This is a genomic window from Levilactobacillus brevis ATCC 14869 = DSM 20054 (assembly GCF_001433855.1).
Taxonomy (GTDB): Bacteria; Bacillota; Bacilli; order Lactobacillales; family Lactobacillaceae; genus Levilactobacillus; species Levilactobacillus brevis.
The window spans coordinates 217924-242127 of record NZ_AZCP01000003.1 but is presented as its reverse complement, the minus strand read 5'-3'; the positions used below and the strand labels follow the sequence as shown (position 1 = coordinate 242127).

General features: G+C 44.5%; 23 protein-coding genes. 5 read left to right on the top strand and 18 right to left on the bottom strand.

Going from position 1 to position 24204, the window contains the following annotated elements; translation table 11 throughout:
* Nucleotides 1–276 precede the first annotated feature (276 nt).
* Nucleotides 277–1164 (top strand): LysR family transcriptional regulator, encoded by an 888-nt coding sequence (locus tag FC61_RS06915; protein WP_021742076.1) that lies wholly within the window; start codon nucleotides 277–279, stop codon nucleotides 1162–1164.
* A gap of 124 nt (nucleotides 1165–1288) precedes the next feature.
* Here the strand turns inward: FC61_RS06915 and FC61_RS06910 are convergent, their stop codons facing one another.
* The 13 genes from FC61_RS06910 to FC61_RS12400 all read right to left on the bottom strand — a co-directional run bounded on the left by FC61_RS06910 (nucleotide 1289) and on the right by FC61_RS12400 (nucleotide 15669).
* Entirely contained in the window at nucleotides 1289–2098 is an 810-nt protein-coding gene (locus FC61_RS06910; RefSeq protein ID WP_021742077.1) for a MurR/RpiR family transcriptional regulator, read from the bottom strand.
* The gene (gene aguA, locus FC61_RS06905; protein WP_021742078.1) at nucleotides 2095–3207 is read right to left on the bottom strand and encodes an agmatine deiminase; all 1113 of its coding nucleotides are present in this window, start codon (nucleotides 3205–3207) and stop codon (nucleotides 2095–2097) included. Before aguA (FC61_RS06905) ends, FC61_RS06910 begins: the two co-directional genes overlap by 4 nt.
* Nucleotides 3208–3230: 23 nt before the next feature.
* Nucleotides 3231–4175: a carbamate kinase gene (gene arcC, locus FC61_RS06900; protein WP_021742079.1), complete on the bottom strand. Its 945-nt coding sequence runs from the start codon at nucleotides 4173–4175 to the stop codon at nucleotides 3231–3233.
* Nucleotides 4176–4241: 66 nt separating this feature from the next.
* On the bottom strand, nucleotides 4242–5336 hold the full coding sequence (aguA, locus tag FC61_RS06895; RefSeq protein WP_021742080.1) for an agmatine deiminase: 1095 nt from the start codon (nucleotides 5334–5336) through the stop codon (nucleotides 4242–4244).
* 26 nt (nucleotides 5337–5362) lie between these two features.
* A complete protein-coding gene (locus FC61_RS06890) occupies nucleotides 5363–6748 on the bottom strand; it encodes an APC family permease (RefSeq protein ID WP_021742081.1) in 1386 nt (461 codons plus the stop codon).
* A gap of 44 nt (nucleotides 6749–6792) precedes the next feature.
* Entirely contained in the window at nucleotides 6793–7836 is a 1044-nt protein-coding gene (gene ptcA, locus FC61_RS06885; RefSeq protein ID WP_035464772.1) for a putrescine carbamoyltransferase, read from the bottom strand.
* 449 nt (nucleotides 7837–8285) lie between these two features.
* Nucleotides 8286–9716, bottom strand: a complete 1431-nt coding sequence (locus FC61_RS06880) for a Na+/H+ antiporter NhaC family protein (protein WP_021742083.1) — start codon at nucleotides 9714–9716, stop codon at nucleotides 8286–8288.
* A gap of 69 nt (nucleotides 9717–9785) precedes the next feature.
* Complete coding sequence (tyrP, locus tag FC61_RS06875) at nucleotides 9786–11207, bottom strand: tyrosine-tyramine antiporter (RefSeq protein ID WP_011668783.1); 1422 nt, start codon at nucleotides 11205–11207, stop codon at nucleotides 9786–9788.
* An 89-nt stretch (nucleotides 11208–11296) separates the two neighbouring features.
* Entirely contained in the window at nucleotides 11297–13177 is a 1881-nt protein-coding gene (gene tdc, locus FC61_RS06870) for a tyrosine decarboxylase (protein ID WP_021742084.1), read from the bottom strand.
* A gap of 206 nt (nucleotides 13178–13383) precedes the next feature.
* The gene (gene tyrS / locus FC61_RS06865) at nucleotides 13384–14640 is read right to left on the bottom strand and encodes a tyrosine--tRNA ligase (protein ID WP_021742085.1); all 1257 of its coding nucleotides are present in this window, start codon (nucleotides 14638–14640) and stop codon (nucleotides 13384–13386) included.
* 170 nt (nucleotides 14641–14810) lie between these two features.
* Nucleotides 14811–15059: a helix-turn-helix domain-containing protein gene (locus FC61_RS06860; protein WP_021742086.1), complete on the bottom strand. Its 249-nt coding sequence runs from the start codon at nucleotides 15057–15059 to the stop codon at nucleotides 14811–14813.
* A 139-nt stretch (nucleotides 15060–15198) separates the two neighbouring features.
* Nucleotides 15199–15459, bottom strand: a complete 261-nt coding sequence (locus FC61_RS06855) for a hypothetical protein (RefSeq protein WP_035464774.1) — start codon at nucleotides 15457–15459, stop codon at nucleotides 15199–15201.
* 51 nt (nucleotides 15460–15510) lie between these two features.
* The gene (locus FC61_RS12400; protein ID WP_021742088.1) at nucleotides 15511–15669 is read right to left on the bottom strand and encodes a hypothetical protein; all 159 of its coding nucleotides are present in this window, start codon (nucleotides 15667–15669) and stop codon (nucleotides 15511–15513) included.
* 485 nt (nucleotides 15670–16154) lie between these two features.
* Here FC61_RS12400 and FC61_RS06850 point away from each other — a divergent pair, with 485 nt between their 5' ends.
* Both FC61_RS06850 and FC61_RS06845 read left to right on the top strand, forming a co-directional pair.
* Nucleotides 16155–17324, top strand: coding sequence for a thiolase family protein (locus tag FC61_RS06850; protein ID WP_039106341.1), 1170 nt, complete (start codon nucleotides 16155–16157; stop codon nucleotides 17322–17324).
* A 50-nt stretch (nucleotides 17325–17374) separates the two neighbouring features.
* The gene (locus FC61_RS06845; RefSeq protein WP_011668790.1) at nucleotides 17375–17566 is read left to right on the top strand and encodes a hypothetical protein; all 192 of its coding nucleotides are present in this window, start codon (nucleotides 17375–17377) and stop codon (nucleotides 17564–17566) included.
* A gap of 69 nt (nucleotides 17567–17635) precedes the next feature.
* Here the strand turns inward: FC61_RS06845 and FC61_RS06840 are convergent, their stop codons facing one another.
* Nucleotides 17636–18526 (bottom strand): EamA family transporter, encoded by an 891-nt coding sequence (locus tag FC61_RS06840; RefSeq protein WP_035464776.1) that lies wholly within the window; start codon nucleotides 18524–18526, stop codon nucleotides 17636–17638.
* 184 nt (nucleotides 18527–18710) lie between these two features.
* Between FC61_RS06840 and arfA the strand changes: the two genes are divergently transcribed.
* Complete coding sequence (gene arfA, locus FC61_RS06835) at nucleotides 18711–20216, top strand: arabinosylfuranosidase ArfA (RefSeq protein WP_035464778.1); 1506 nt, start codon at nucleotides 18711–18713, stop codon at nucleotides 20214–20216.
* A 53-nt stretch (nucleotides 20217–20269) separates the two neighbouring features.
* Here arfA and FC61_RS06830 read toward each other — a convergent pair whose 3' ends face one another.
* From FC61_RS06830 to FC61_RS06815, 4 genes are all read right to left on the bottom strand, one after another.
* Nucleotides 20270–20536 carry a CsbD family protein gene (locus FC61_RS06830; protein ID WP_011668793.1) on the bottom strand — a complete coding sequence of 89 codons (267 nt, stop codon included), beginning with the start codon at nucleotides 20534–20536 and terminating at the stop codon, nucleotides 20270–20272.
* A gap of 13 nt (nucleotides 20537–20549) precedes the next feature.
* Nucleotides 20550–20801 carry a GlsB/YeaQ/YmgE family stress response membrane protein gene (locus FC61_RS06825; protein ID WP_011668794.1) on the bottom strand — a complete coding sequence of 84 codons (252 nt, stop codon included), beginning with the start codon at nucleotides 20799–20801 and terminating at the stop codon, nucleotides 20550–20552.
* A 211-nt stretch (nucleotides 20802–21012) separates the two neighbouring features.
* Nucleotides 21013–21429 (bottom strand): YjdF family protein, encoded by a 417-nt coding sequence (locus FC61_RS06820; protein WP_035464780.1) that lies wholly within the window; start codon nucleotides 21427–21429, stop codon nucleotides 21013–21015.
* A 172-nt stretch (nucleotides 21430–21601) separates the two neighbouring features.
* Nucleotides 21602–22465 carry an AraC family transcriptional regulator gene (locus FC61_RS06815; protein WP_024526120.1) on the bottom strand — a complete coding sequence of 288 codons (864 nt, stop codon included), beginning with the start codon at nucleotides 22463–22465 and terminating at the stop codon, nucleotides 21602–21604.
* A 181-nt stretch (nucleotides 22466–22646) separates the two neighbouring features.
* Here FC61_RS06815 and FC61_RS06810 point away from each other — a divergent pair, with 181 nt between their 5' ends.
* On the top strand, nucleotides 22647–24179 hold the full coding sequence (locus FC61_RS06810; protein WP_021742097.1) for a glycoside hydrolase family 30 protein: 1533 nt from the start codon (nucleotides 22647–22649) through the stop codon (nucleotides 24177–24179).
* Nucleotides 24180–24204 lie beyond the last annotated feature (25 nt).

Sequence of the window (24204 nt, the reverse complement as noted above, 5' to 3'; positions counted from 1 at the left end):
AGTGGCTTGTTCATCAATCGTTTGAACTTGGGCTGGCAATGTCCCAACCAAGCCAAGTTCCCGCCGTTCTGCTTGTGTGAACGCGGTTCCTTTATTTAAGAAGGGGTTATTTAAAATCGTATCTGCTGTTTGCGTCATCATGATTTTCCTCCAATTTGGATAGCTCTTATTTACATATTGCACTATAACGCCCTGGAAATTTTATAGTCAAATGTAGCGATTGTTATAAAATTATTTTATAATGTAGCAATCAGCCTTGATTTGACAGGAGAAAATATGAATACAAAAGATTTGGATTATTTCCAGCAGCTTATTCTACAAAAAAATTTTTCTAAGGTAGCAGCCTTCTTCGGTGTGACTCAGCCCACGATCACCACGGCTATCAAACGATTAGAGACCGAATTTGAAACCAAATTAGTCATCCGGGATCGGGTACACAATGATATTCAAATTACCCCGAGCGGTGAGCAATTAGCCATTCACGCCCAAGTCGTCCTCAGTGAATTAACGCTAGCCCACCAAGAACTAGCCCATTTAGCTGCTCGCCAAACAACGCTGGGGTTGCCACCAATTATCGAAAATTATTATTTTCCACGAATTGCCGCACGATTGCAGGCTGAGAATCTGCTGGAAGGACTGCAAACTGTTGAGGGCGGCTCTGTATGGTTACGCCACGCCTTACTCAACGGACAAGCCGATATCGGTCTGCTGGGATCGATTGAACCACTAGCCTACCAAAATCTGATTGCTGAAGAATTTGATCGCAAACCATTTAATATTTTTATCGCTAAGAGTCACCCACTCGCCAATCGGCAAAAAATTTACTTTAGCGAATTACGGCACGAGAAATTTATTTTGTTCACTAATAGTTTTGTGCATAACACTGCGTTTAACAAGTTAACTCGCCGTAATCATTTTCGCCCAGAAGTGGTTTTCCGGGCGAATGATACCCACATTATTATGAATCTTGTTGCCGAAAACGTGGGGATTACATTTCTAACAGATATCGTCGATCAGCATCGTAACGATGTCGTTCGCTTGGAATTACTAGACGATGAGCAACCCGAGTTCATTTCTAGTATTGTCTATCGAACCTCCCACGTCTTAACGCCAGTTCAAGAGCGCGTACTGCAAATTCTACGAGAGAGTTTGCGGCTGGGATAATCCCATCGTACTAAAACGAGTGACAATAACAGGCCATTAGGAAACGGTCTATCATTATCACTCGTTTGTCTGTGTACTATAGATTTTGGTGGTTAATCTCAATCTCTTTAATAATTTTTTCATCTTATGACTCAAGTTGACGTTGAAAATGGAAATCTCGACCCCCATAGTCCTCCACATATTGATACAGAATCAGTTCCATCACTGAAATCGTCGAAATTCGCGAGCTAATGTCTGTCCCGTTAACGGTCACCCCATCGGTAAAAATGTAAAAATTTATATCGCTGAGATTTTGAATCGTATTATTATCCGGCTCCGTTATCGAAACCAACAGCGGTCGTACTGGTCGCTCAACCAATTGACTCATCATATCTAACATTTCTCCGTCAGAGCCTTTATAAGTCAAAATGAAGACCAGAGCGTCATTGTCCACTTGAGTCAATGCTTGTTTACGATAATCATGATCTCGCGGAAAGTGTGTCTTAAACCCAGCCATCGTATACAGATAATCAATATAAGCAACCGCATGCTTGCTCACACCCTTGGCAAAGAAAAACACATCCGGGTGCTGTGCCAATCGGTCAACCACTTGGCGCAAGTGGTCTGGTTGAATCACCCGGATTGACTCACCAATATTTTTTAAATATTCCTCGCGGTAATCCTTTTGCTGCACAACAAATGGCGTCGTCCGTTCTGCTTCTTGCCGGTTAATTAGCGTGAATTTAATCACCGTCGTAAATTCGCTAAACCCTGAAAATCCAATTTTCTTAACAAACCGTAGAAAAGTTGCAGTCGATACAAATGTTGCGGACGCCACTTCACGAATACTCTGATTCTTGATCTGACCCATATTGGTCACCACATAATCAAAGAGTTTCTGCTCATTGGGGGATAACTCGCTTAGATGTGCGTTGACGATTTCAAAGAAGTTCATACCTGCTGTCCTCCCGTGTGACGACCTGGGACTCCGGCCGCAATGGTGTGAATGTTGCCGCCACCCGTTAGGATCTCATTGGCGGAAACATCCACGACTTGTCGATTGGGATAGAGCGCCGCTAATTGGCGATGCGCCACGGCATCTTGCGGATCATCAAATACTGGCATCAAAATAGCCCGGTTCGTCGTAATATAACTCACATAACTCGCCGTCAAGCGTTGGCCAGCCACCCGCGGTAACCGGCCATTAATTGGATCAACTCCCTGTGCTTCGGCGTCACTAAGCGTCAAAATACGAGGAATTTGCAATTTATGAATTTTAAACCGACGTCCTTGCGCATCCGTTGCCTGTTGTAATAACTCATAAGCTTGCCGACTAATCTCATATTGCGGATCTCGTTTGTCATCCGTCCACGTCAAAACTAACTCGCCTGGCGCCACAAAGTTGATTAAGTTATCAATATCCCCGTTGGTTTCGTCCATAAAGTAGCCATGTGGTAGCCATACCGTTTTAGTAATCCCTAAATAATCGTGGAAAATCTGTTCGGCAACCGCTTTTGTGAGTCCACCTGGATTACGCCCTTCCGATAAGACAACATCTTCAGTCGCAATCAACGTTCCTTGCCCGTCTACATGAATGGCACAGCCCTCTAAAACGAATTGGGCTTCATAAACAGGGATTCGTTGTAAATCTGCAACCTTTTTTCCAATCCGGTTATCCTGATCCCACGGAAAATAAAGACCATCAAGCAACCCACCCCACGCGTTGAATTGAAAATCCACCGCACGAAGTTCTCCCGTATCATTAACCACATAAAATGGCCCGACATCTTTCATCCAAGCATCATTACTACTCATTTCGACCACCCGCACTGCCGGCGACAGCACCGTTCTCGCATGGGTGTATTGTCCCTGATTAACCAGCATTGTCACCGGTTCATAAGTCGCGATCGTTTCTGCCAACTGTGCAAAGGCCTTTTGGGCGGGTTTACCACCTTCACGCCAATTATCCGGACGTTCTGGCCAAATTAGATAGCTCTCCGCCTGGTCTTCAAACTCACCCGGCATCCGAAACCCATCTTGAACCGGTGTCTGTGCTAATCTCATCTTTTCTCACTCCATGATGTTATTTATTGACGAATAATGGTCCCCGATCCATTCTCTAGGAAGTTGCCAACATTGGCTAATGATGTAATCACCACTTGACCACTTGGTCGGTTATTCACAAAATCTAACGCCGCTTGGATCTTAGGTAGCATACTGCCCTTAGGAAACTGGTCGTCTTGAATATAAGCCGTCAACTCAGCTGCTGTGACCGTCGTTAATTGCTTTTGATCAGGTTGATTAAAGTTTACAAATACGTGATCAACCGCCGTTAAAATAATTAAGAGATCAGCATGTACCAACTCAGCCAATTTTTCAGAAGCAAAGTCCTTATCTATCACGGCTTCTCGCCCAACTAGTTGATTACCTGCTTTAACCACCGGGACACCACCACCACCAACTGCCACCGGAATCACACCAGCATCAACTAATGCATTCACCACGTTAGCTTCCTTAACATCGATTGGTTTAGGAGATGGCACAACTCGCCGATAGCCACGGCCAGCATCCTCGACGTAGACATTATCTGGATGAGCCTGACGTTCGGCGGTTATTTCAGCTGACGTATAGAAGGGACCAATGGGCTTGCTGGGGTCACTGAAGGCCGGATCATCATCGGCCACAGCAACCTGAGTCACAATGGTCGCAACATCTTGTTGCAATCCGGCATCAGCCAAGGCTTTATCCATGGCATTTTCCAGCCAATATCCGATACTACCTTGGGTCATCGCGACGGCAGTATCAAGGGGCATGGCGGGATTCTTTGCCGTACTACCAGCCGCTTGTTGTAATAAGAGATTCCCAACTTGTGGGCCGTTTCCGTGTGAAATAATGAGTTGGTCACCCTGTTTGACAAACTGTACTAGATACTTAGCCGTTTCAGCCAAAGCTGCCTGTTGAGCCGCAGCTGAAGCATCGTCAGCTAAAATCGCGTTACCACCTAAAGCTACCACAATTTTTCGTTTCGTCATATTGAATCTTCTCCTTATCTTTCATAAAAGGGTCAGGCTTCCACCTGACCCTCCCATCCTATTTAATTAGGCTTCTGGCACCTGTTGTGTAATGCAGTGAATGTTCCCACCGCCTAGTAAAACTTCACGAGCAGGGACGCCCACAACTTTACGGTCAGGATACAGTTCTTCCAACGTAGCCTGAGCTTTTTGATCCGCTGGATCCCCGAACAATGGGAAGACAATACCACCATTGGCCGTGTAATAGTTAACATAACTAGCTGCTAGTCGTTCGCCTTCCGTCCGTGGCAACGTCCCATCAACCGCGTCAACACCTTCGCTTTCCGTCTTCGTAATCGTAATGGGCTTTGGCAAGTACAGTTTAACCACTTTTATTTTACGACCTTGAGCGTCTGTCGCATTTTCAAGAATTTCCAAGTTTTCCTTAGAAATTTCGTATTGCGGGTCGTTCTTATCATCCGTCCAAGCCAACGCAACAACTCCTGGTTTAACAAAGTTAGCAATATTATCCACATGCCCATTGGTTTCATCGAGATAAATTCCCCGCTTTAACCAGATAACTTTCTTCAAGTTCAAGTGTTCTTTGAGAACCTCTTCAATTTGTTCTTTAGAAAGTTGGGCGTTGCGGCCATCGGAAAGCAAGCATTCTTCGGTAGTAATTAGCGTCCCTTCACCATCAACGTGGATTGAGCCACCTTCTAAAATGAAGTCATCTAACCGATACCGGTCAACGTGCTCCAGTTCTGTCATCTTTTCAGCAACCCGATCATCCTTGTCCCAAGGGAAATACAGGCCGTCAACTAAGCCACCCCAAGCGTTAAAGGTCCAATCAACCCCACGCATATCGCCTTGGTCATTAATAACGAAGGTCGCACCACAATCGCGAACCCAAGAATCATCGTTAGACATCTCAACTACTTCTACATTATCCGGCAACAGGTTCTTTGCATTAATATATTGGTCATCATTAACACCAACCGTTACATGCTCAAATTGGGAAATTGCCTGTGCAACAGCAGCAAAGGTTTTTTGCGCTGGTTTACCACCATTACGCCAATTGTCCGGACGTTGTGGCCATAACATGTAGACACCCTTATGTGGTTCAAATTCACCGGGCATCCGGTAACCATCTTGCTTAGGGGTACTATCTAAAGTCTTCATCGTGACACACTCCTTTTTGATTAAATTTAGTCTTTAGTTGTTTGATTTTCTAATTGTGCTTGATGGTGCTCTGCATAACGAACGACAATTTCACCGATAACAATCGTGATGATGACGCCAATTAAGACAGGTACCTTGGCTGATATTTCAGCCGCAGAGCCGTTCATTGGAACAACCGAAAAGATAATTGTTAAGATCAACAGTACTTCTGGTACCCACGTCATCAGATTAATCATAACAGATCCACCAGGTACGTGGAACGGCCGCTCTGTATGGGGATCCTTGCGGCGTAATTCCCAGAAGGCTGGGAACATTAACGTATAGGACAAGAGTAGCGCCACCACATTTAGTGAGAAGAAGGCCCAGAAAATATTCTGATCGGGTAATAATGGTCCAGCAATCACCAGAACCGTTGCCACAATACCATTCAAGTACCCCGTCCCAACAGGCATACCTTTGGTGTCCTCTTTAGCAAAGATCCGTGGTAAAACATGATCCTTACCGGCATAATCGGCCACGTAGTTCACTCCTAGCGCCCAAGAAATCATTTCGGAAACTAGAATGTAGAGGAAGAAAATCCCAATTAGAACCACGAACCAGTTCATGTGTCCAATCAATAAGACGAAGCTATCAATCAGGCCGCTAGAAGCCGACAGCTTATCTGTTGGAATGGCAGCCCCCATCCCAAATGCGCCTAATAGGTAGAAGATCGCAATCAAAATTCCACCATAGATAATGGCTTGGGGAATTTGTTTCTTTGGGTTATCCATATCATCAGCCATAGTTGCAACCACTTCAAAACCAAGAAAATTAAAGATAATGACGGATAAATTACTCAATCCTGAAAGATTCATCTGGGGTAATAAATTGTGAACCGAAAAACTGTTAGCTACGCCACGCGTCATTGCAACGTAGATACCGAGGCCACCTAACGCTAAAATCGTCACAATCTTAGCGAACGCAGCTAAATTCATAATCCATTTACTTTCAGATACTGGCTTGTTTCCAACTAAAACGACAACCCAAACAAATAGCAATTGAATCAGAATCGAGACCCAACCAGTAAGTTTCAACCCAAAGATCTGGCCGCCCACTTGGACAAACAAGACGGCTAAGCTGGCCATCCAAATCGGATAATTAATCCAATATAGCCATGCCAGTCGGCCACCCCAACGGGGACCAAAAGCCTGTTTGACCCAATCATAAAGTCCACCATCACCTGCATAGGTGGTTCCCAATTCGGAAGAAATCAACCCATAAGGAATGAAGAACAAAATTAGTAAGAAGAACCACCAGAAGAATTGCGACGGGCCGATAGCAGCCGCCGGGGCAACCGATTCCACGACCATGATGACCACGACCGACATCAAGACGGCGTCAAATAGTCTAAATTTTTTCTTTTCCGTTTCCACGATCCTATCTCCTTAGTCCGCTACCTTGCCACATACCAGCATCATTAATCAGCGTTACGTTGATCATCAACCGCATTGCGTAACATCAAGCTAAACTCAGCATCATATTTATCAGCTACTGCTTGGCTAGCCTGTGCCTTGCGTAATTCGGGATTCAACAGGTAAACAAAGATTGCGCGCATCGCTGTCTTCCGGTTTTCGGCTTCGTCCCAAACGATCGAGTAATCAGAATCAATAACTTCATCCGTTACTTCTTCACCCCGCGTAGCAGGTAGACAGTGCATGAACTTCACGTGATCAGAAGCTTTAGCAACGAGTTCCGCATTAACTTGGTACTTGGGATAGAAGATCTTCATCCGATCTTCTTCGGATAATTCGGCTTCGTATAAGCCATACCAAACATCGGTGTAAATAAAGTCAGCATCTTTCAACGCCTCATCGGCATCTTCGGTGATAGTGACAGAACCGCCGGAAACTTTGGCATTTTGTTGACCAATCTTGAGCGTTTCTGGCTTAATCTGGAAACCTTTAGGGCCAAATTGAACGAAGTCCATCCCCATCTTAGTTGCCATAAACATAGTCGAAACACAGACTTGAGTGGCATCACCGACAAAGACAATCTTGCAATCACTTAGCTTCTTACCCTTTGGTAAGTGTTCCGTCATTGTGATAATATCCCCGAGTTCTTGGGTGGGGTGGTTGTAATCACTCATGAAGTTAACCACTGGCACCTTGGCAAATTTGCCAACTTCGGCAACCGTATGATGACGTTCAACCCGCGCACCAATGATATCCAGAATACGGCCCAGAACCTGTGACGTATCTTCAATCGTTTCGTGACCACCCAATTGAATTTGACCAGGGGCCAAGTATTGCGCGTGTCCACCCAGTTCGGTCATCGCAGCCTCGGCAGAAGTCCGGGTCCGAGTGGAGGATTGTTCAAAGATCATGCCCAATGTCTTATTCTTCAATAATGGTGGGTAGTAACCGTTCTTGATGGATTCTTTAATCTTGATACCCAAATCGATCATGTATTGGATCTCTTCTTTGGTATAAGTGTTGGTATCAATAAAATCACGTTTTGTCATGTTCATTACCCCTTTTAGAATTTGTTTGTGTGGTTTGTATCAATTGATTACGTGCTAAGCATAATGTATTTATTCATCTTTGGGAAGCGTTTCCAAGCAGGCTGATACCGGCAACCTTGGGGTGTTTGTTGTGCCATTTGGTGACACATGTTTCATTCACATTCATAGCACTGTTTTTAATCCCTTTTACAGCAGGTATTAGCCATGCTTCATCATTTTACCTCGTAATCCAACGAAACATATATATGTTTTCAATCATCATTACGTTGGAATGTATATTAGCTGAAATTATAGAATAAATATGCTGAATATTTTTCTGAAGTGGTTAGATTCCTTTCCCTTCGTGATTTTTATCTAATAACCTTTTTATCCAAAATTACGTATATAAAAACGCTCAATTTCATTAAAGAATTGAGCGCACTATTATTGTTATTCATTTTTTAGACTTACTAATCATCAGTTGCCCTTAATGTTTTATCAACCGGCGATGCTTGTTGCCGTTTGTATTTCCACGAAACGACAGTAAATCCTAAAAGGATGGTCATAATCGGGTTGATGTACGTATAAAATGCCATGGGGATATACTGCAAAGCGTCCACATTTAATGTTCCTGAGAAGAAGATCCCACTTACTCCCCACGGAACTAGAGCGTTGATATCCGCACCACCCGTTGCCAACGTTCGCGATAAATACTTTCGATCTAATCCCAATCGATCGTATGAAGACTGAAAGGTCGTTCCCGGTAAAATGATCGACAGATATTGCTCTCCAACCATCAAGTTAACACCAATACCACTTAGTTCAGTAAACAGAATTAACTTACCTGGTCGGTTAACATATGGTTTGATACTATCAATTAGTGTATGCACAACCCCAAATTTAATTAACAAACCACCCAAGGCTAATGCGACAATAATGAGCGATATTGATCCCAGCATATTATTAATACCGCCACCAGTCATCAGCTTATCAACTGTTGCCGATGGTGTCCGCGCAACGTTTCCTACCATTAACAACTGGCTAATCTTGGTAACACCATAGGAAGGATCACGAACAATCACCAATAGTAGTGCTGTCAATGATCCTAATAATAATGAAGGAATTGCTGGAACCCGCCACCAAGCCAATAACAATAGAGTCGCAATCGGCAACAATGACCACCCTGACACAGCAAACGACTGTGTTAATTGGTTAGAGATTAATCTAATTTGATCTAGGTTCGCCGTTCGTGTTGTATTCCCCATTATCACGTACAATACAAGTGCAATTAGACCAGAAGGAACAATCGTTGCTGCCATTGCTATTAAGTGTTGATATAAATTAACCTTAGTCAAACCTGTTGTTAAATTTGAAGTATCCGACAGTGGTGACAGATTATTTCCTAGCAATGCTCCCGAGACAATTGCTCCAGCGGTTACTGCATCTGAAAACCCTAATATATGACCGATTCCCATGAATGCAATTCCCATTGTTGATACGGTTGTAAAGGAGCTCCCCACGGTAATGCCCACCAAACCACAGATTACAAACACCGTTGGTAAGAAAAATTTTACTGAGAGTATCTGAAACCCAATCACCATAATCGTCGCAATCGTTCCTGATGCTAGCCAACTCGAAACCAGCAAACCAATCATCATGAAAATTAGAATTGGGATAATTCCCGGTTGAATGCCCGCCGTAATCCCGTCAAATATTTTATCCCATGAAACGCCTCTAAAGTGTCCATAAAACATCAAGAGCGTAAACACAAATAAAATCGGAACTTGTGGCGCCATCTTCATGCCAATAATCATAGTTCCTAGGATACCAAACATCACCATCATAATGATGAGTGACTCTCCTAGTGAAAAATGGACAGCTATTTTTTCTTTTTCTTCCATAGTTAGGGTACACTCCTTTACGCCAAAAAGGCTTACCAACAAGTAAGCCCTTTTGCCGAATCAAAGATTTTATTTGTTGAGTGCCAGATCCATGTTTACCTGTTCAATCCATTCAGCATTCTTGTTCTTATCAATGATGAGCGGAATAACGAAGAGAATTGCTGTGATAATCACTACAAATACTGCTTGCGTTAAGTCACTTGCAAAGAGTGTTGCCGCAATGATGACGACAATTCCAAAGAGTAAGAGAAACGCCACAAAGTAAGCTAAACCATTACCAGTTTTTCCCAATCGATAAGGACGTTCTAATTCTGGTTGGGTTTGTCGTAGTCGAATAATCGCTATGGCAATTAAGATATAAACCAACGCATAAATAACTGTCGTTGCATTTGTCAACGTCAAGAAAACACCATTCACATTTTTCATTACGCCATAGAGTAGCGCAAAAAGTGAAATACATACACTTTGTGTCAAAACAACATTCCGCGATACGCCAAATTTATTAACTTTATGATAACCAAAGCTAGCTGGAAGCTGTCCATCTCGAGCAACCTGCGTCATCGTTTTAGAAGGTCCTGTGACCCAAGCAGATAATTGAATCAAAACACCAATAACCACCATGAAGCTAAAGATATTGGCAATAATCGTTGGCCAGCCTAAAATTTGGCACCATAATACAATTGGTTGGGTAATGTTAGAAAGTTGAATTTTTCCATTTGGTACAACGTTAGCAACTAAAATAGCGTTTAGTAAATTCATTAAGACTAATCCAACCAAAGCAATGAAGATTCCACGAGTATAGGTCTTTTTGGCATCATGTAATCGTGGAATAAAGACTGAGGACATTTCCATCCCCGTGTAAACAAAGGAAATTGCAGCAAAGTATTGTAACGACTGTAGATTATCCAAACTTGGCATTAATTTTCCCCATGTAAATGTTCCTAGATAACCGGCAGGATTAATACCCGTTTTAATTAAAGCAGCAATCCCCATCACTAGCATAATCACAATCGGAATATAAACACCTAGCCAAACACCAATATTCCCGCCAACTTTGGCCATATCAAAACGCAGGTTAAGGACTGTGATCAACCAATAAAATCCTAAAATATTGGCTAATATAAACCAATGATTATTCCCTAATGGCACATTACCGAAAACGTTTCCCCATAACGGGCCGATCGTTGACGCTACCATCACCATACCGGGAAACATTTGTACCCACAGCAGCCACGCCGTGACAAATCCCCACTTTTCTCCTAAAGCCGATTTTACCCATAATTGTGGGCCACCTTCGGCTTGCATCATAGTTCCCAACTCACCAGAAATTAAAGCCACCGGTAATGCAAAGAAGACGACGGCAAATACCATATAAGTGATCTGTGTCCAACCAGTTGCAGCTACGGAAGGAATTGAACGAACGGTGGCACATAAAGCCATCGTCATTCCAATAAACGTTCCAAGACTAAGTTTCTTAGCCTGACTATCCATGTTCGCGCTTCCCTTCAAAAAATAATTTAATAATAGCAGTCGATCACTATCCCTAATGACCGACAATCAGTCAAACTGGATTGATTGGCTTAAACATTTTCCTTTTGATTAACCGAAGCATAGACTTTTTCAAGGTCTGCTTGAATTGCTTTTTTGATTCGTGGTGCAAAGTAGTCAAAGTTTTCTCGTTGATTCATATACGGCGTCATAACCGAAGCGCGAATGATTGTAACCTTTCCGGCATGTCGCCATTCAGCTTCGCTAAAGCCTAGACTTTCAACAAATGCCAATGGACTATCACCATAATCTGGGATAGCAAAGTCCGTATGTGATACGATATATTCTTTACCATACAAGGACCCTTTAACATAAGATGCTTGTTCATAGAAGGCATGATTCAATCGATTCATTTCAATTAAGTCATCATTGCCATCTTCTTTTAAAACATAGTCAACCATATTGAAGTCAGGTGAGATTAACGGATGAACTGAAATCCGTTTACCAGCCACTTCAAACTTTAAATTCTTCAAGAAATCATAGTAACGGTGAGCCCCTTCAATTGAGGCACCTTCCAACTTCCCATATCCTGTCACGTTCAATGGCAATGTGTGGTGTGCTGCCCAAACAGATGCAGCAGTGGCACCCGCTTTGGAGCCCTCCAGAATATAAGCACCTAGCAATGCCGGAATATCGGCACCCTTCTCAAATACATATGTTGCAAAATAGGAAATCGTGTCACGCATCCGAATATCTTGAATGACAATGCCCCCAGCCGAGTATGGTACATATCCCATCTTATGGGGATCAATTGTAATGGACTCTGCTTGATCGAAAGCTTTATATGCCGCATAGACTTCTGGCTTGATGTATTCTTTATCTTCCGTGAAGACATGATTTTCCGCATGTACTTTTTGTAAATTTTTGTATGGAATAAACTGATCGTCCTCGTCCAAGAACAATGCCCGAGCATATCCACCATATGCAGCATCTACGTGTAGATAAAAGTAAATTCCTTCCTTTTGCAGCTTTTGACGTAAAGCGACAATCTTATCAATGCCATCAACGGCACCTTCTTCAGTTGATCCGGCCACACCAACCACACCTAGTATTGGTGTCTTTTCAGCCGCATATTTACGAATAATACTTTCTAAGGCTTGAATATCCATCCGATAATTACTATCAATTGGAACAGGAACAACTTGATCCAAACCAATACCAATGATATCAGCGGCCTTCATCCAAGAATAATGCTTCGTTTGTGGTACTAGCCATTTCCCAAGGCGTTGTAGATTCTTACCACTTCGAGCTGAACGCTTCTTGACTTCATCGATCTGAGAACCCGCATTCTCCAAAAGATCCATAATTTCTTTAGTCGGCATATTAAGAAGCTCCCAATCGGACTTACCGGCAACTAATTCTGGATTAACTTCTTTCATGGCAAACGGGAGTGATTTAATATTTCGCGCATACCAGAGTCCCTCAAGATTAGCCAAGGAACCATCTGCGACAATGTGGCCCCAACCATAGTCATAACCCATTAATCGGGCAAATTCTTGGCCAACTTCTTCTTCCATTTGCGACGTTGCTGGTGAAGATTCATAAGCCACGTTATTACCATTCCATAACATGGCATAGTTATACGCCAATAGAGCAGGCATTAGGGTCTCTGAATTCATGTGACCCCAATAACGACCAGCCGAATGCCATGGAACAGACTCTGTTCGAATCCGTTCTGACAATTGATCTAAGACTGTCTTCATATGCCCAACAGTCTTTTTAAACGCTGGAGAGTTTTGATCTTCTGGACCAATCATATTTGGATCCGAAGGTATGTAGTTCTTACGCCATCCTAAATGTTCATCCACTAATTTATTAAGCAGATCTTTATACAACTGTCCATTTTCGGCCTTATCCCCAATAAATAATGCATTTAAATCTAAATCTTTAAGTGAGCGATTACTTTTTTCCATGTCACTTACCTCCTGCAGATTTAATATCCTGGTTCACCCAAGAGAATACGCTTTCACAAATACCCTGTAAAGGGTATTTTATTAAAATTAGAGAAACTGTTCGGCTTATTATTGCTTTATTAGGACCTTTTAAGATACGAAAAGCGGTCCTGATACGACTATCAGACCCGCTAACGGGTATTACATTAATAAAAATTAATTTTTCTCTAATCTTTTACTTTTGCTAAGAAATAATTTTTCTTCCCCCGTCGGATAACCATAAACTTACCAGAGAAATTCGTTTTAGGATTCAATTGTGCGTCCGTATTCGTACAGCGTTCACCATTAATCGTAATCGCACCATTAGTGATATCCTCACGTGCTTGCCGCCGTGAAGGTTCAATCGCTGTTTCGGTTAACAGCTCAACAATGTTAGTTGGTTCGGAATTAATCGAAACATTTGGCACCTTTTCAAATGCTTCTTGAACTTCAGTAAGTGTCAACCTTTGAATATCTCCCGAGAATAGAATTTCCGAAATGTGCTGCGCTGACTCCAAAGCTTCCTCGCCGTGAACAAAACGGGTGACTTCCTCTGCCAAACGTCGCTGGGCCAATCGCTTTTCTGGTTCATCCTCAACAGTGGCTGCTAACTGATTAATCTCATCCTGCCCCAAAAATGTGAAAAATTTCAAGTAGCGAATAACATCCCGGTCATCCTGATTCAACCAAAATTGATAAAATTCATACGGTGACGTCTTATCAGCATCTAACCAGATCGCACCGCCAGCTGTTTTGCCAAATTTGGTTCCATCTGCCTTTAACATAAGTGGAATCGTTAACCCATAAACGGCTTCGTCGGCCCCTTTAATTTTATGAATTAAATCAATTCCAGCAGTAATGTTTCCCCATTGGTCAGCTCCACCAATCTGCAACTGAATATTATGATCGTTATGCAGCGTCAAGAAATCCACTGACTGCAGAATTTGGTACGTAAACTCCGTAAATGAAATGCCAGTATCTAGACGACTGGCAACAATATCCTTAGCCAACATGGTATTGATATTAACTAATTTCCCATAGTCCCGCAAAAAATCCAAAAGAGAAATTTTAGATAACCAATCATAGTTATTTACCATCGTCACATTTGAATCCCCACCGAATAGCCGCTGCATCTGTCGCGACAAGGCTTTAACATTATGCTGCACTTTATCCATGGTTTGTAATTGACGCTCCGTCTTTCGACCACTGGGATCACCAATACTCCCAGTCGCACCACCAATCAAAATATAGGGGTGATGCCCGGCTAATTCAAAGCGCTTCATCATCATAAATGGAATCAAATGCCCAATGTGCATACTGTCGCCCGTTGGATCAACTCCACAATACAACGATATTTTCTTCTCAGACGTTAACTTTTTTAGCCCTTCAGCATCGGTCTGTTGATTAATTGCACCACGCCAGGTTAGTTCATCAATAATATTCATCAGCTTGTTCCCCTTTCACTAAGCACCAAAACTCATCTAGCGGTTTAGTTCTAATTTATTGCCGCCAAACAATCACAAGATAGCCAACAGTGAAAGCGTTGTCAAGAGGTGGTCCCACAATCCTAGCTTCAAAAATACGTTAAAAATAAACTCAAATTATTTTAATCTCATTAGAGGTCACGAATATTAGGATCTTGTCGAATGCTGGCAAATTGTTTTGCTTCAATCTCGGTTTCCCCTGTTACAACTTCCGTTCCTTTTCGTGTAACAACTAATTGTTTCCCAAATTTTCGAATTGTCCCAGCGGGAAAGCGCTCCGGTGTTTTACGATAAACTTGACGAACATAATCATCCGCTTTCATCCACCGTTTAGCTGCTTCCATTGACGACATAATATCTCGATCTCTTAAATCAATCATAATTCTGGTCCCTCCAAATTTTAATTTAGCCAGACATCCAGTGACTAAGCCTTATGTAAAGTTTAATTAATCCAAACTAAAAACGCCATATGGAGATTCGACCATATGACGCCAAGTTAACGCTATAATAGCATACTCGCTATCTTTCGCGGAAGTCACTATCCCCACCCTCTCTAATTACAGTAATTAATTGCTGACTAAGGCGCCAAACGCCAGTAATAATTGCCACCATCATGCCGACTATTATTAGTAATGGAACAACGTTCATCTTCTGCCAATCAAATTTAATTAAAGTTATAATTAATGGCAACAACATAAAAACTGCAACTGCTCCACTAATTACCTTAGCGCGTATGGGGTGGTCCTCTTTAGTTTTTATGACACGATTCGTTTCCTGCATACTCATTCCTCCCATCAAATATTGACAGTAATTTTGATCTGTAATACTTATTTATGCGTGGGTTAATTTCGTTAACTCTGGCATTTTATGACCACAATTCATACACTCAATATCTGTCGTTCCCGGCAACTTTTTGAAGACAATATCGCCGCATTCTGGGCAATGTAACCGATCATCCGACAATCCTAAATTAACATTTTGCTTCTCCATAACTAAAACCTCCTATGATTTTTAACATCAAAAAAGGCGTCCTTTCTATACTAAAATAGAAGGGACGCCTTAGCGCGGTACCACCCAGCTTCAGGGACCTAAGTCCGCTGCACTTTAATCCCCAATAACGTGGAGATACCCCGAAGAAACACCTTTCGTATTTCGTTAAGCTTACCCTGCATGGCTTGCACCAACCGCCAATTCTCTGAACCCTCAGATAAGTCACTACTTCGTTTGAAAGATTTCTTATTCGTTTTTTGATGTTGGCTACACTCTATCATGAATATTTTTTAAATGCAAGCATTAAAATCCACTTTATTTATTATTAAAATTTAAAGTTTATTATTAATAATAAAGTGTTTCTAGGCTATCCCCGTTCTTTAAGAAAATCCAAATTCCCCTCATCAATCAAGCCAAACCCAAGACAAATCCCAAAAAGTCAGTTATATTAAAGGTTCGGAACCCTATCGTAAAGGAGAGTCAACATGGCAGAAGAAGTTGTTATTGTCAGTGCGGCACGCACCCCCATTGGCAAATTTGGTAAAAGTTTAAGGGGCTTAAGCGCCGAGCAATTAGGTACTATCGCTGCCAAAGCCGCGATTACCCGCAGTGGGTTAGACCCCGCCACAATTCAGCAGACCATCTTTGGTTCAGTCTTACAGGCTGGTCAAGGGCAAAACATTGCCCGACAAATTGAACTTAACGCTGGTCTTCCCGTCACTAGCACCGCGATGACCATTAATCAGGTTTGTGGCTCCAGCCTAAAAGCCATCCGTTTGGGCCAAAGCGCCATCCTCATGGGTGATGCCGACATTGTTCTAGTCGGTGGCACCGAAAGCATGAGCAATGCCCCTTATCTCACGCCGCAAACCCGTTGGGGTCATAAATTTGGTGATATTACGCTCACTGATAGTCTAGCCCATGACGGCTTGACCGACGCCTTCACTGACATCCCCATGGGCATCACCGCTGAAAACGTTGCAGCTCAATTTCATATTAGCCGTGCTGATCAAGATGCTTTCGCACTTCGTTCCCAACGGCGGGCAACCGCTGCACAACAAGCCAATCGTTTTGCCGACGAGATCGTTCCCGTCTCCTTAGGCACCACCACGTTAACGACCGATGAAGCCGTGCGCACCACAACTTCACGTGAACAACTTGCCGCACTCCGGCCTGCTTTTAAATCCGCTGGCACCGTTACTGCCGGCAATGCCGCTGGCTTAAACGATGGGGCCGCTGCCATGATTCTCATGAAAAAATCAACCGCCCGAGCCGCCGGTATTGCGTATCTCGCAACGCTCCGTGGCTACCAAGAAGTCGGCATTGACCCGGCCATCATGGGCTACGCCCCCGTCACAGCAATCCAACAACTCTTAACCAAAACCCAGCGATCCGTCAGTGACATTGATCGTTTTGAATTAAATGAAGCCTTTGCCGCCCAATCCGTCGCGGTTGGTCAGGCACTGGCACTTCCTGATGACCGCCTAAACGTTAATGGCGGGGCCATTGCTTTGGGTCATCCACTAGGTGCTTCTGGGACCCGCATTGTAGTCACCTTACTCTATGAACTCCTGCACAGTGGCACTCACTTAGGTGTCGCCTCAATGTGTATTGGCGGTGGCATGGGGATGGCGCTGATGATTGAATCCAACTAACTTCAATCTGGTATAATAAGTATAATTGTCAAACGAAGGAAGCGTGACGCATGCTCTCAACCGATTTTGATGTCAAACTTAAATTACTGATTCTTTTCGCCACCGGTTTAATCGTCCTAGCCATTGTGTTAGGTTGGCTGTGGCACCGTGATCACCACTTTTCTCGTTACTTTGGTGGTGTCCTCGGCGTCATGATTGTCCAAATTTTTTTACTCATTTCACTCGCCCTCATTCATCAATGAAACTTCAATAAAACCGGCCCTGCCAGGCGTTTATGCCCTGACAGTGCCGGTTTTTCGATGATGTTAATTTTACTCCAATTGTCGCTGGTGCCAAACACCCCAAACATTCGGTAAAATGACCGCAAAAATAATCACCGCCACGCCAGCAATCTGGGCCCAACTGACCGTTTCCCCTAGCAATATAAATGCCACCACGATCGACGACGGCAACTCTAATGATGACAAGATCGGACCAATTCCCAACTCTAGGTACGGCATAAAGATGGAATAGGCCACCAGTGGAAAGACCATTGAAAATAAAGCAATGAGTACGCCCCACTTAATAGTCGCCCCCGTTACCGGAGCCGTCATAATCTGGGGCCCCCAAACGATCGAAATCAACAAAAACGCCCCGATGCACAACAACCAAGTCTTACTCAACGCATCCAGATTATTACCCAGACTCGCCGTAAACTGCATGGTACAAGCATACGCACAGGCTGCTAAAAAGCTAAAGAATAAGCCTAATGGGGATAATGCTTGCGTAATGGGAAATAATCCCGCGGCTAAAACCGTCCCCACTAACACTAAGATAATGCTAACGACCTGTAATCGAGAGGGTAACCGCCGATGAATCACGGCTCCCAACAGAACTGACAGCCAGACCGCTTGCATCAGCATGACGGCCGCAGCCGCTACCGGAATTAATTTTAACGACTGAATATAAAACGTATTCGTAAATCCAGACGCCGTCCCCGCAGCCATCACCAACACTATCTGACGCCAACTGGTTTGTTGGTCACGCAACCAGTGATGGCGCGCAACGTGAATGATGCCTAAGATAATCACCGCACTCAGAAATGACCAGAATAACAGTGGTCCGTTCACTACCCCCTCATGCCGGGCGATTTTAAATAACGACGCCGGGATTCCAAAGCTAATGGCACCCAAGCCGACAAATAGTGGTGCAATTTTTTTCAAAATACCCCATCCTTTTATGTAAAAATTTCCGTATTCCTCACCCAGTTTAACACACGCCTGCATCGTCTAAACTGGGATAAAAATTATAAATTCCCAGTGAAATCTCCCATGTTCACTAAAGATTTCCTTCGTTATAGTAAAGGTAACTTTTTAAGTAAGCGTTATCATTATGGAGGTCAAACGCATGCAAGGTTCTACAAAGATTCAAATCCAAGACGTTGTCGCCCCAATCGACCGCCGGCTATATGGCTCCTTTATCGAGCAATTAGGACGTGCCGTTTACACCGGTATCTATCAACCTGATCATCCCACCGCCGACTCAGATGGCTTCCGGACCGATGTCATTGATGCCGTAAAAACTCTGAACGTACCGCTCATTCGCTATCCTGGTGGGAACTTTCTTTCGCAATATCGATGGGAGGATGGCATTGGTCCCAAAAGCCAGCGCCCCGTCCGGTTGGACTTGGCTTGGCGGGAACTCGAAACCAACCAGTTTGGCCTTCACGAGTTTATGCGTTGGGCAGATAAAGTCAATGCTGTCCCCAATATGGCCGTCAATCTCGGCACTCGGGGAATTCAAGCGGCTGCTGACTTAGTCGAATATTGTAATTTTCCTAAAGGCACTTATTTAAGTGATCTTCGTCGCCAGAATGGTGCTGAGCACCCCTTTGCCATTAAAACGTGGTGTTTGGGTAATGAAATGGACGGGCCATGGGAAATTGGTGCGAAATCGGCAGGCGAATATGCCCACTTGGCTAACGAGACCGCTAAGGCCATGCGTCGCGTTGATGACACTCTGGAACTGGTCGCCTGTGGCAGCTCGTCAATGGACAATCCCACCTTTGGTAATTGGGAAGAAACCGTCCTTGATGCTTGCTACGATAACGTCGATTACCTGTCGCTCCATCGTTACTACGGCTACTACAATGATGACGACCCAACCGAACTAGATAATTTCTTAGGTAAAAATCATGACTTAGATGACTTTATCAAGGGCGTCGTTGCTATGTGCGATGCCGTTAAGGCCCGTAAACGGTCAACTAAGACGATTAACTTATCCTTTGACGAATGGAATGTCTGGTATCATTCCAACGACGCTGATACCCAGGTTACCCCATGGCAAGTCGGCCCCCATCTCTTAGAGGATATCTATAATTTCGAAGACGCGCTATTAATTGGCAGTCTCCTCATGACCCTCTTGCGCAATGCTGATCGCGTCAAGATCGCTTGTTTGGCACAACTCGTTAACGTGATTGCGCCCATCATGACGGATGAAAATGGTGGTATCTGGCGGCAATCCATCTTCTATCCATTTATGCAGGTGGCCAACTACGGTCAAGGGGTCGTCCTCACCGATCACAGCACATCATCCACCTACAATTCCCGTGAGTTCACCGATGTGGCTTATCTGGATACCGTCACCACCTATGACGCGGCTACCCAGACCGTCACCGTCTTTGCCGAAAATAAACACCAAACAGAAACGCTTGACTTTGAGCTTAATTTCGGCGAGCTGATGATTGATCGGCTACTTGATGCCACGCAATTTTACGGTTACGATGTCAAAGCTGATAATCGCGATGGTCATATGCAGCTACAACCATTGCCTGCTAGGACTGACACCCATCATGCGAACACTAAATTACAACCACTATCTTGGAACGTCTTGCGGTTTAAGCTCCGAGATTGATCACTAAAAAACCATCATGCCCTGATAGAGGGACATGATGGTTTTCACTCATTTTATTCTTCAGACCCAGCCTCAAAATCTTTACGGACATCATCAACGAGGTCCTTTGCTTCGCCTTTGCCTTCGTCCCAGTTGCCTTTCAGCTTATCGCCAGTGTCACCGGTAATGGCCCCTTTGATTTGTTCGGCTTTACCAGCTACCTTATCAGCAGCATTGTCGGCGCGCGATTGCAGTTCCTTTAATTGATCTTTGTCCTGCAATAACAAATATGCCAAGGCTACGTTCGTTGCTAAGCTAATACCCAATACAAGATTTTTCATACCAGTATCCTCCTTATTTATGACGAGAACCCATAACTGCCGACACGATTAAGACTAAAATAATCGCACCCAGGATTGAAGGCACTAAAGCCATCCCGGCCAGTGACGGTCCCCAACTTCCCAGTAAGCTTTGCCCTAACCAGGAACCTATCAGCCCTGCTAAAATGTTGGCAATCCAACCCATTGACGCACCACGATTCGTAATTGCTCCCGCGATAGCACCAATAATTGCACCAACGATTAATGACCATAACCATCCAAACATTGCCGTCACTCCTTTCAATCTGATTTGTTAATCATCTATCTGTTAAATCAGTATAACTTATTAATTAATCTTGGATCAATGAATATGCTCACGCTATCTGAGAGTGGGGCAAAGGGCGGTTAACTGACGCACATTTCGACCCCCAATATTTGGAAACGCAAAAAGAGCCCGAGACTTTAGTCAGTCCCAGGCCCTATGCTGGTATTTTTTATCAATGCCCGCGACGTTTAGCCAGCCGCTTAGCCTGCTGTTTTTGACGAACCACCGCGGCATGCTGAACCCGCGCTTGACGCTGCCGTTGTTTTTTCAACTGCAAGTTTTGGCGATGCTCTGTCTTAAGCAACACGGTTGCCCGTTGTCGGGCCCCGTGTTGCTTAAGCTCACGCTGGGCAGCACGTTGGCGTTGTTTGACCCGATGATGGGTCTCACTCACCACGACCCTCGTCGGAGCCGTCCATTGCAAAGTCGGCCACCGCTGCCAAATCACTTGTTGCAGTTGTGGGGCAGATGGGGGTTGAGTCCCAAAGGTCACTCGCGCCACCTGATAGCCGGTTGGCGTCCATTGTTCGAACACGCCCCGATAGAACGCTTGATCAAAAAATACTGTTAGCTTGCTATGAATCACCAAACTAACACCTCCCTAAAATGACTAACAAAATAGGGACAACCAAGGAGGCAGGTTACTGACGGCTTTTGGCCGCGCCTGGACTACCAACCAGACCGTGTTTTTTATTCTGTCATTTATATTTTCAAACGACCAGTCAACTGTGTCAAGTAAAATACAGCGATTGGCCACCGACTCACTGGTTCAAGTAGTTAGCTTGTGACTGATGCCGCCGCTGGGTTTGTCGAAAATCACTGGGCGTCATTCCCGACCACAACTTAAATTGCTTGCTAAAGCTGGCTTGACTGCTAAAGGCTAGGTCTACCGCAATTTCGGCCATTGATTTTTCACCAATCTCTAACAACACCTTGGCACGGCTGAAACGTCGTTCTTTCGTGTAGGTACTTGGCGTAATCCCATACACGCGCTTAAAAACAGTATGACCATACGTCGTACTAAAATTAAGCGCTGCACAAACGGCTTGAAATGACTGCGGTCGCGGCCCCTTCTGAAATAATAACGTCGCCATTTTTTGCGCCAAGATGACCTGCTGTTCTGGTAATTGTGCCACCGGTGCAACGACTCGGGGTGCTTGACTAACAACCGCCATGAACTGCAAAAAAGCAATTTCCATATTCAGCGTCCAGTCCGGCTGTTGTTGGGCTGCTTGTAACGCACTAAACCGTTGAATCAACCGCTGGGCGGCCTGCGCTAACGGCGTATCAGCAGCTAATACCGTATTTCCCAAATTTTGAATAATTTGCGTTTTCAACGCCAAATCGCCGACACTAAAGTGAAAACAGAAGAAGCGTAGCCGATTACCACAGAAATTAAAACTTTCATGCGCGGTTTCAGGAGTGATAATCATGGCTTCCCCCGCAGATAATACGCACCGCCGTGTTCCCATAAATACGGTCTCCGTTCCCTGCAATACCACAACCATTTCAAATAATTGATGTTGTTCTTGCGGATAATGCCAATTGGGAAAATTCTGTTGAAAATGCCCACCATATAGATAAACGGTTGATTCGATAGCCTGAAATACTTGTGATTGTGCCACACCGGTTTCCCCCAAGCTTTTCCATCATATTCTTACGACCAAGCTTATCATGATTAGTACGCGCTCACAATCAGTCACCACTTTCCATTAGGACAAATTTACCACAGCATTCGCTATGGACAGCTTTTAAGAAAACGGTTACGCTAGAGTTATACATCCTTACTGACTGGAGGCTTTATTTATGAAGAAGTTCCAACATGAATTCTGGACCGCCACTTCCGGCGATCTAACGCAGCGCCGCACACCGCTAGCAACACCCGATTATCAATCGACTAGCGCAGCGGCCGTAAAAATTATCATTGACCCCGCCGACCGTCATCAACCATGGTTAGGTGGCGGAGCTGCTATTACGGACTCAGCTGCGTATCTCTTATGGTCCGTCATGAGCGCTGAACAACGGCATGCCCTGTTAACTGAACTATTTGATCCCGAGCAAGGCGGCTTTTCTAGCGTGCGGGTGCCTCTAGGATCTTGCGATTTTCAAAGCCAAGATTTTTATACCTACGATGACGTCCCGTATGGTGAGCACGATCAGAAGCTGGAACAGTTCTCCATCGGTACTGGTCAGCCAGGCGCACCAGATGCCACCAAAGATTTAAAACACATCGTCCCCGTCCTACAAGAGATCTTGGCCATTAATCCGGCCGTGAAAGTCATTGCTTCACCATGGTCCGCCCCTGCATGGATGAAAAACACAGGTCATTTGACCCATGGTGGTCATCTGCGGTTTGGCGAATTCACTGGCAATGGCTATACCGAGGAAAATCGTTTCGAATATATTTATGCCCAGTACTTTATTCGGTATATTGAGGCCTATCAAAAACTGGGCATCCCCATCTATGGGCTCACCATTCAAAATGAACCGTCGAACGCCGCTCACTGGCCAGCTATGATTTGGACGGTTCCCCAGCTAGCTGACTTTGGTTACCGTTATCTTCGCCCGGCATTAAATCATAGTTTCCCCGATACCAAACTTTACCTATTAGATGATAGTTTTCATGCGTTGACCAAGCCGATTACGGCGGAAGTCACCCCAGAGCAGGCCGCCGCATTTGACGGACTGGCCGTTCACACCTACTCGGGCCCCTATGACAACCTCTATCACGCCAACCGTGCTTATCCCAATTGGTCCACGATCATGACTGAACGTCGATGCATGATGACCGACACGCCTGAAGAAGCCGCTCATATTATGTTTGGGATTATCGGTAACTGGTTAGTTCACAACGGTCTCAGTATGATTACCTTGTGGAACCTAGCGCTCGATGAACGAGGTCTGCCCAACGCTGCGGACTCCACTGGGCGAGAAGGTGTCGTCACCATTGACCATACGACCGGGAAAGTCCAGCGTAACCTGGAATACTTCATGCTGCGAAACTTCGGTCAGGATGTTAGCGTGGGCGCAACCGTCATTGGTTCCACCAACTATACCCGTGATGGCTATACGGGTGGGCTAGGCTCTGTGGCCTTTTTAGGAACCGCTGGCGACATTGCCGCATACCTTTACAACCCAACCGCCCAACCGATTCAGGCCGCCGTCACCATTAACGGTAACGGCGCTAATTGGCAATTGGTCACCGTTCCGCCATATGGGACCGTCACCCTACACAAGTCAGATGCTCCGCTCAACGCCACGAACGTGCCTACGGATGATGAATTTCCTCTGAATCCAACACCCGCTAATCATAGTGATGTCGCCCCTGGACAGCATTAATCAAAAAGTCAGCCACACTTTCTCA

Coding starts and splice junctions, on each gene's coding strand:
- FC61_RS06915 (WP_021742076.1), top strand. CDS start 277: ATGAATACAAAAGATTTGGATTATTTCCAGCAGCTTATTCTACAAAAA.
- FC61_RS06910 (WP_021742077.1), bottom strand. CDS start 2,098: ATGAACTTCTTTGAAATCGTCAACGCACATCTAAGCGAGTTATCCCCC.
- aguA (WP_021742078.1), bottom strand. CDS start 3,207: ATGAGATTAGCACAGACACCGGTTCAAGATGGGTTTCGGATGCCGGGT.
- arcC (WP_021742079.1), bottom strand. CDS start 4,175: ATGACGAAACGAAAAATTGTGGTAGCTTTAGGTGGTAACGCGATTTTA.
- aguA (WP_021742080.1), bottom strand. CDS start 5,336: ATGAAGACTTTAGATAGTACCCCTAAGCAAGATGGTTACCGGATGCCC.
- ptcA (WP_035464772.1), bottom strand. CDS start 7,836: ATGACAAAACGTGATTTTATTGATACCAACACTTATACCAAAGAAGAG.
- FC61_RS06880 (WP_021742083.1), bottom strand. CDS start 9,716: ATGGAAGAAAAAGAAAAAATAGCTGTCCATTTTTCACTAGGAGAGTCA.
- tyrP (WP_011668783.1), bottom strand. CDS start 11,207: ATGGATAGTCAGGCTAAGAAACTTAGTCTTGGAACGTTTATTGGAATG.
- tdc (WP_021742084.1), bottom strand. CDS start 13,177: ATGGAAAAAAGTAATCGCTCACTTAAAGATTTAGATTTAAATGCATTA.
- tyrS (WP_021742085.1), bottom strand. CDS start 14,640: ATGAATATTATTGATGAACTAACCTGGCGTGGTGCAATTAATCAACAG.
- FC61_RS06860 (WP_021742086.1), bottom strand. CDS start 15,059: ATGATTGATTTAAGAGATCGAGATATTATGTCGTCAATGGAAGCAGCT.
- FC61_RS06855 (WP_035464774.1), bottom strand. CDS start 15,459: ATGCAGGAAACGAATCGTGTCATAAAAACTAAAGAGGACCACCCCATA.
- FC61_RS12400 (WP_021742088.1), bottom strand. CDS start 15,669: ATGGAGAAGCAAAATGTTAATTTAGGATTGTCGGATGATCGGTTACAT.
- FC61_RS06850 (WP_039106341.1), top strand. CDS start 16,155: ATGGCAGAAGAAGTTGTTATTGTCAGTGCGGCACGCACCCCCATTGGC.
- FC61_RS06845 (WP_011668790.1), top strand. CDS start 17,375: ATGCTCTCAACCGATTTTGATGTCAAACTTAAATTACTGATTCTTTTC.
- arfA (WP_035464778.1), top strand. CDS start 18,711: ATGCAAGGTTCTACAAAGATTCAAATCCAAGACGTTGTCGCCCCAATC.
- FC61_RS06830 (WP_011668793.1), bottom strand. CDS start 20,536: ATGAAAAATCTTGTATTGGGTATTAGCTTAGCAACGAACGTAGCCTTG.
- FC61_RS06825 (WP_011668794.1), bottom strand. CDS start 20,801: ATGTTTGGATGGTTATGGTCATTAATCGTTGGTGCAATTATTGGTGCT.
- FC61_RS06810 (WP_021742097.1), top strand. CDS start 22,647: ATGAAGAAGTTCCAACATGAATTCTGGACCGCCACTTCCGGCGATCTA.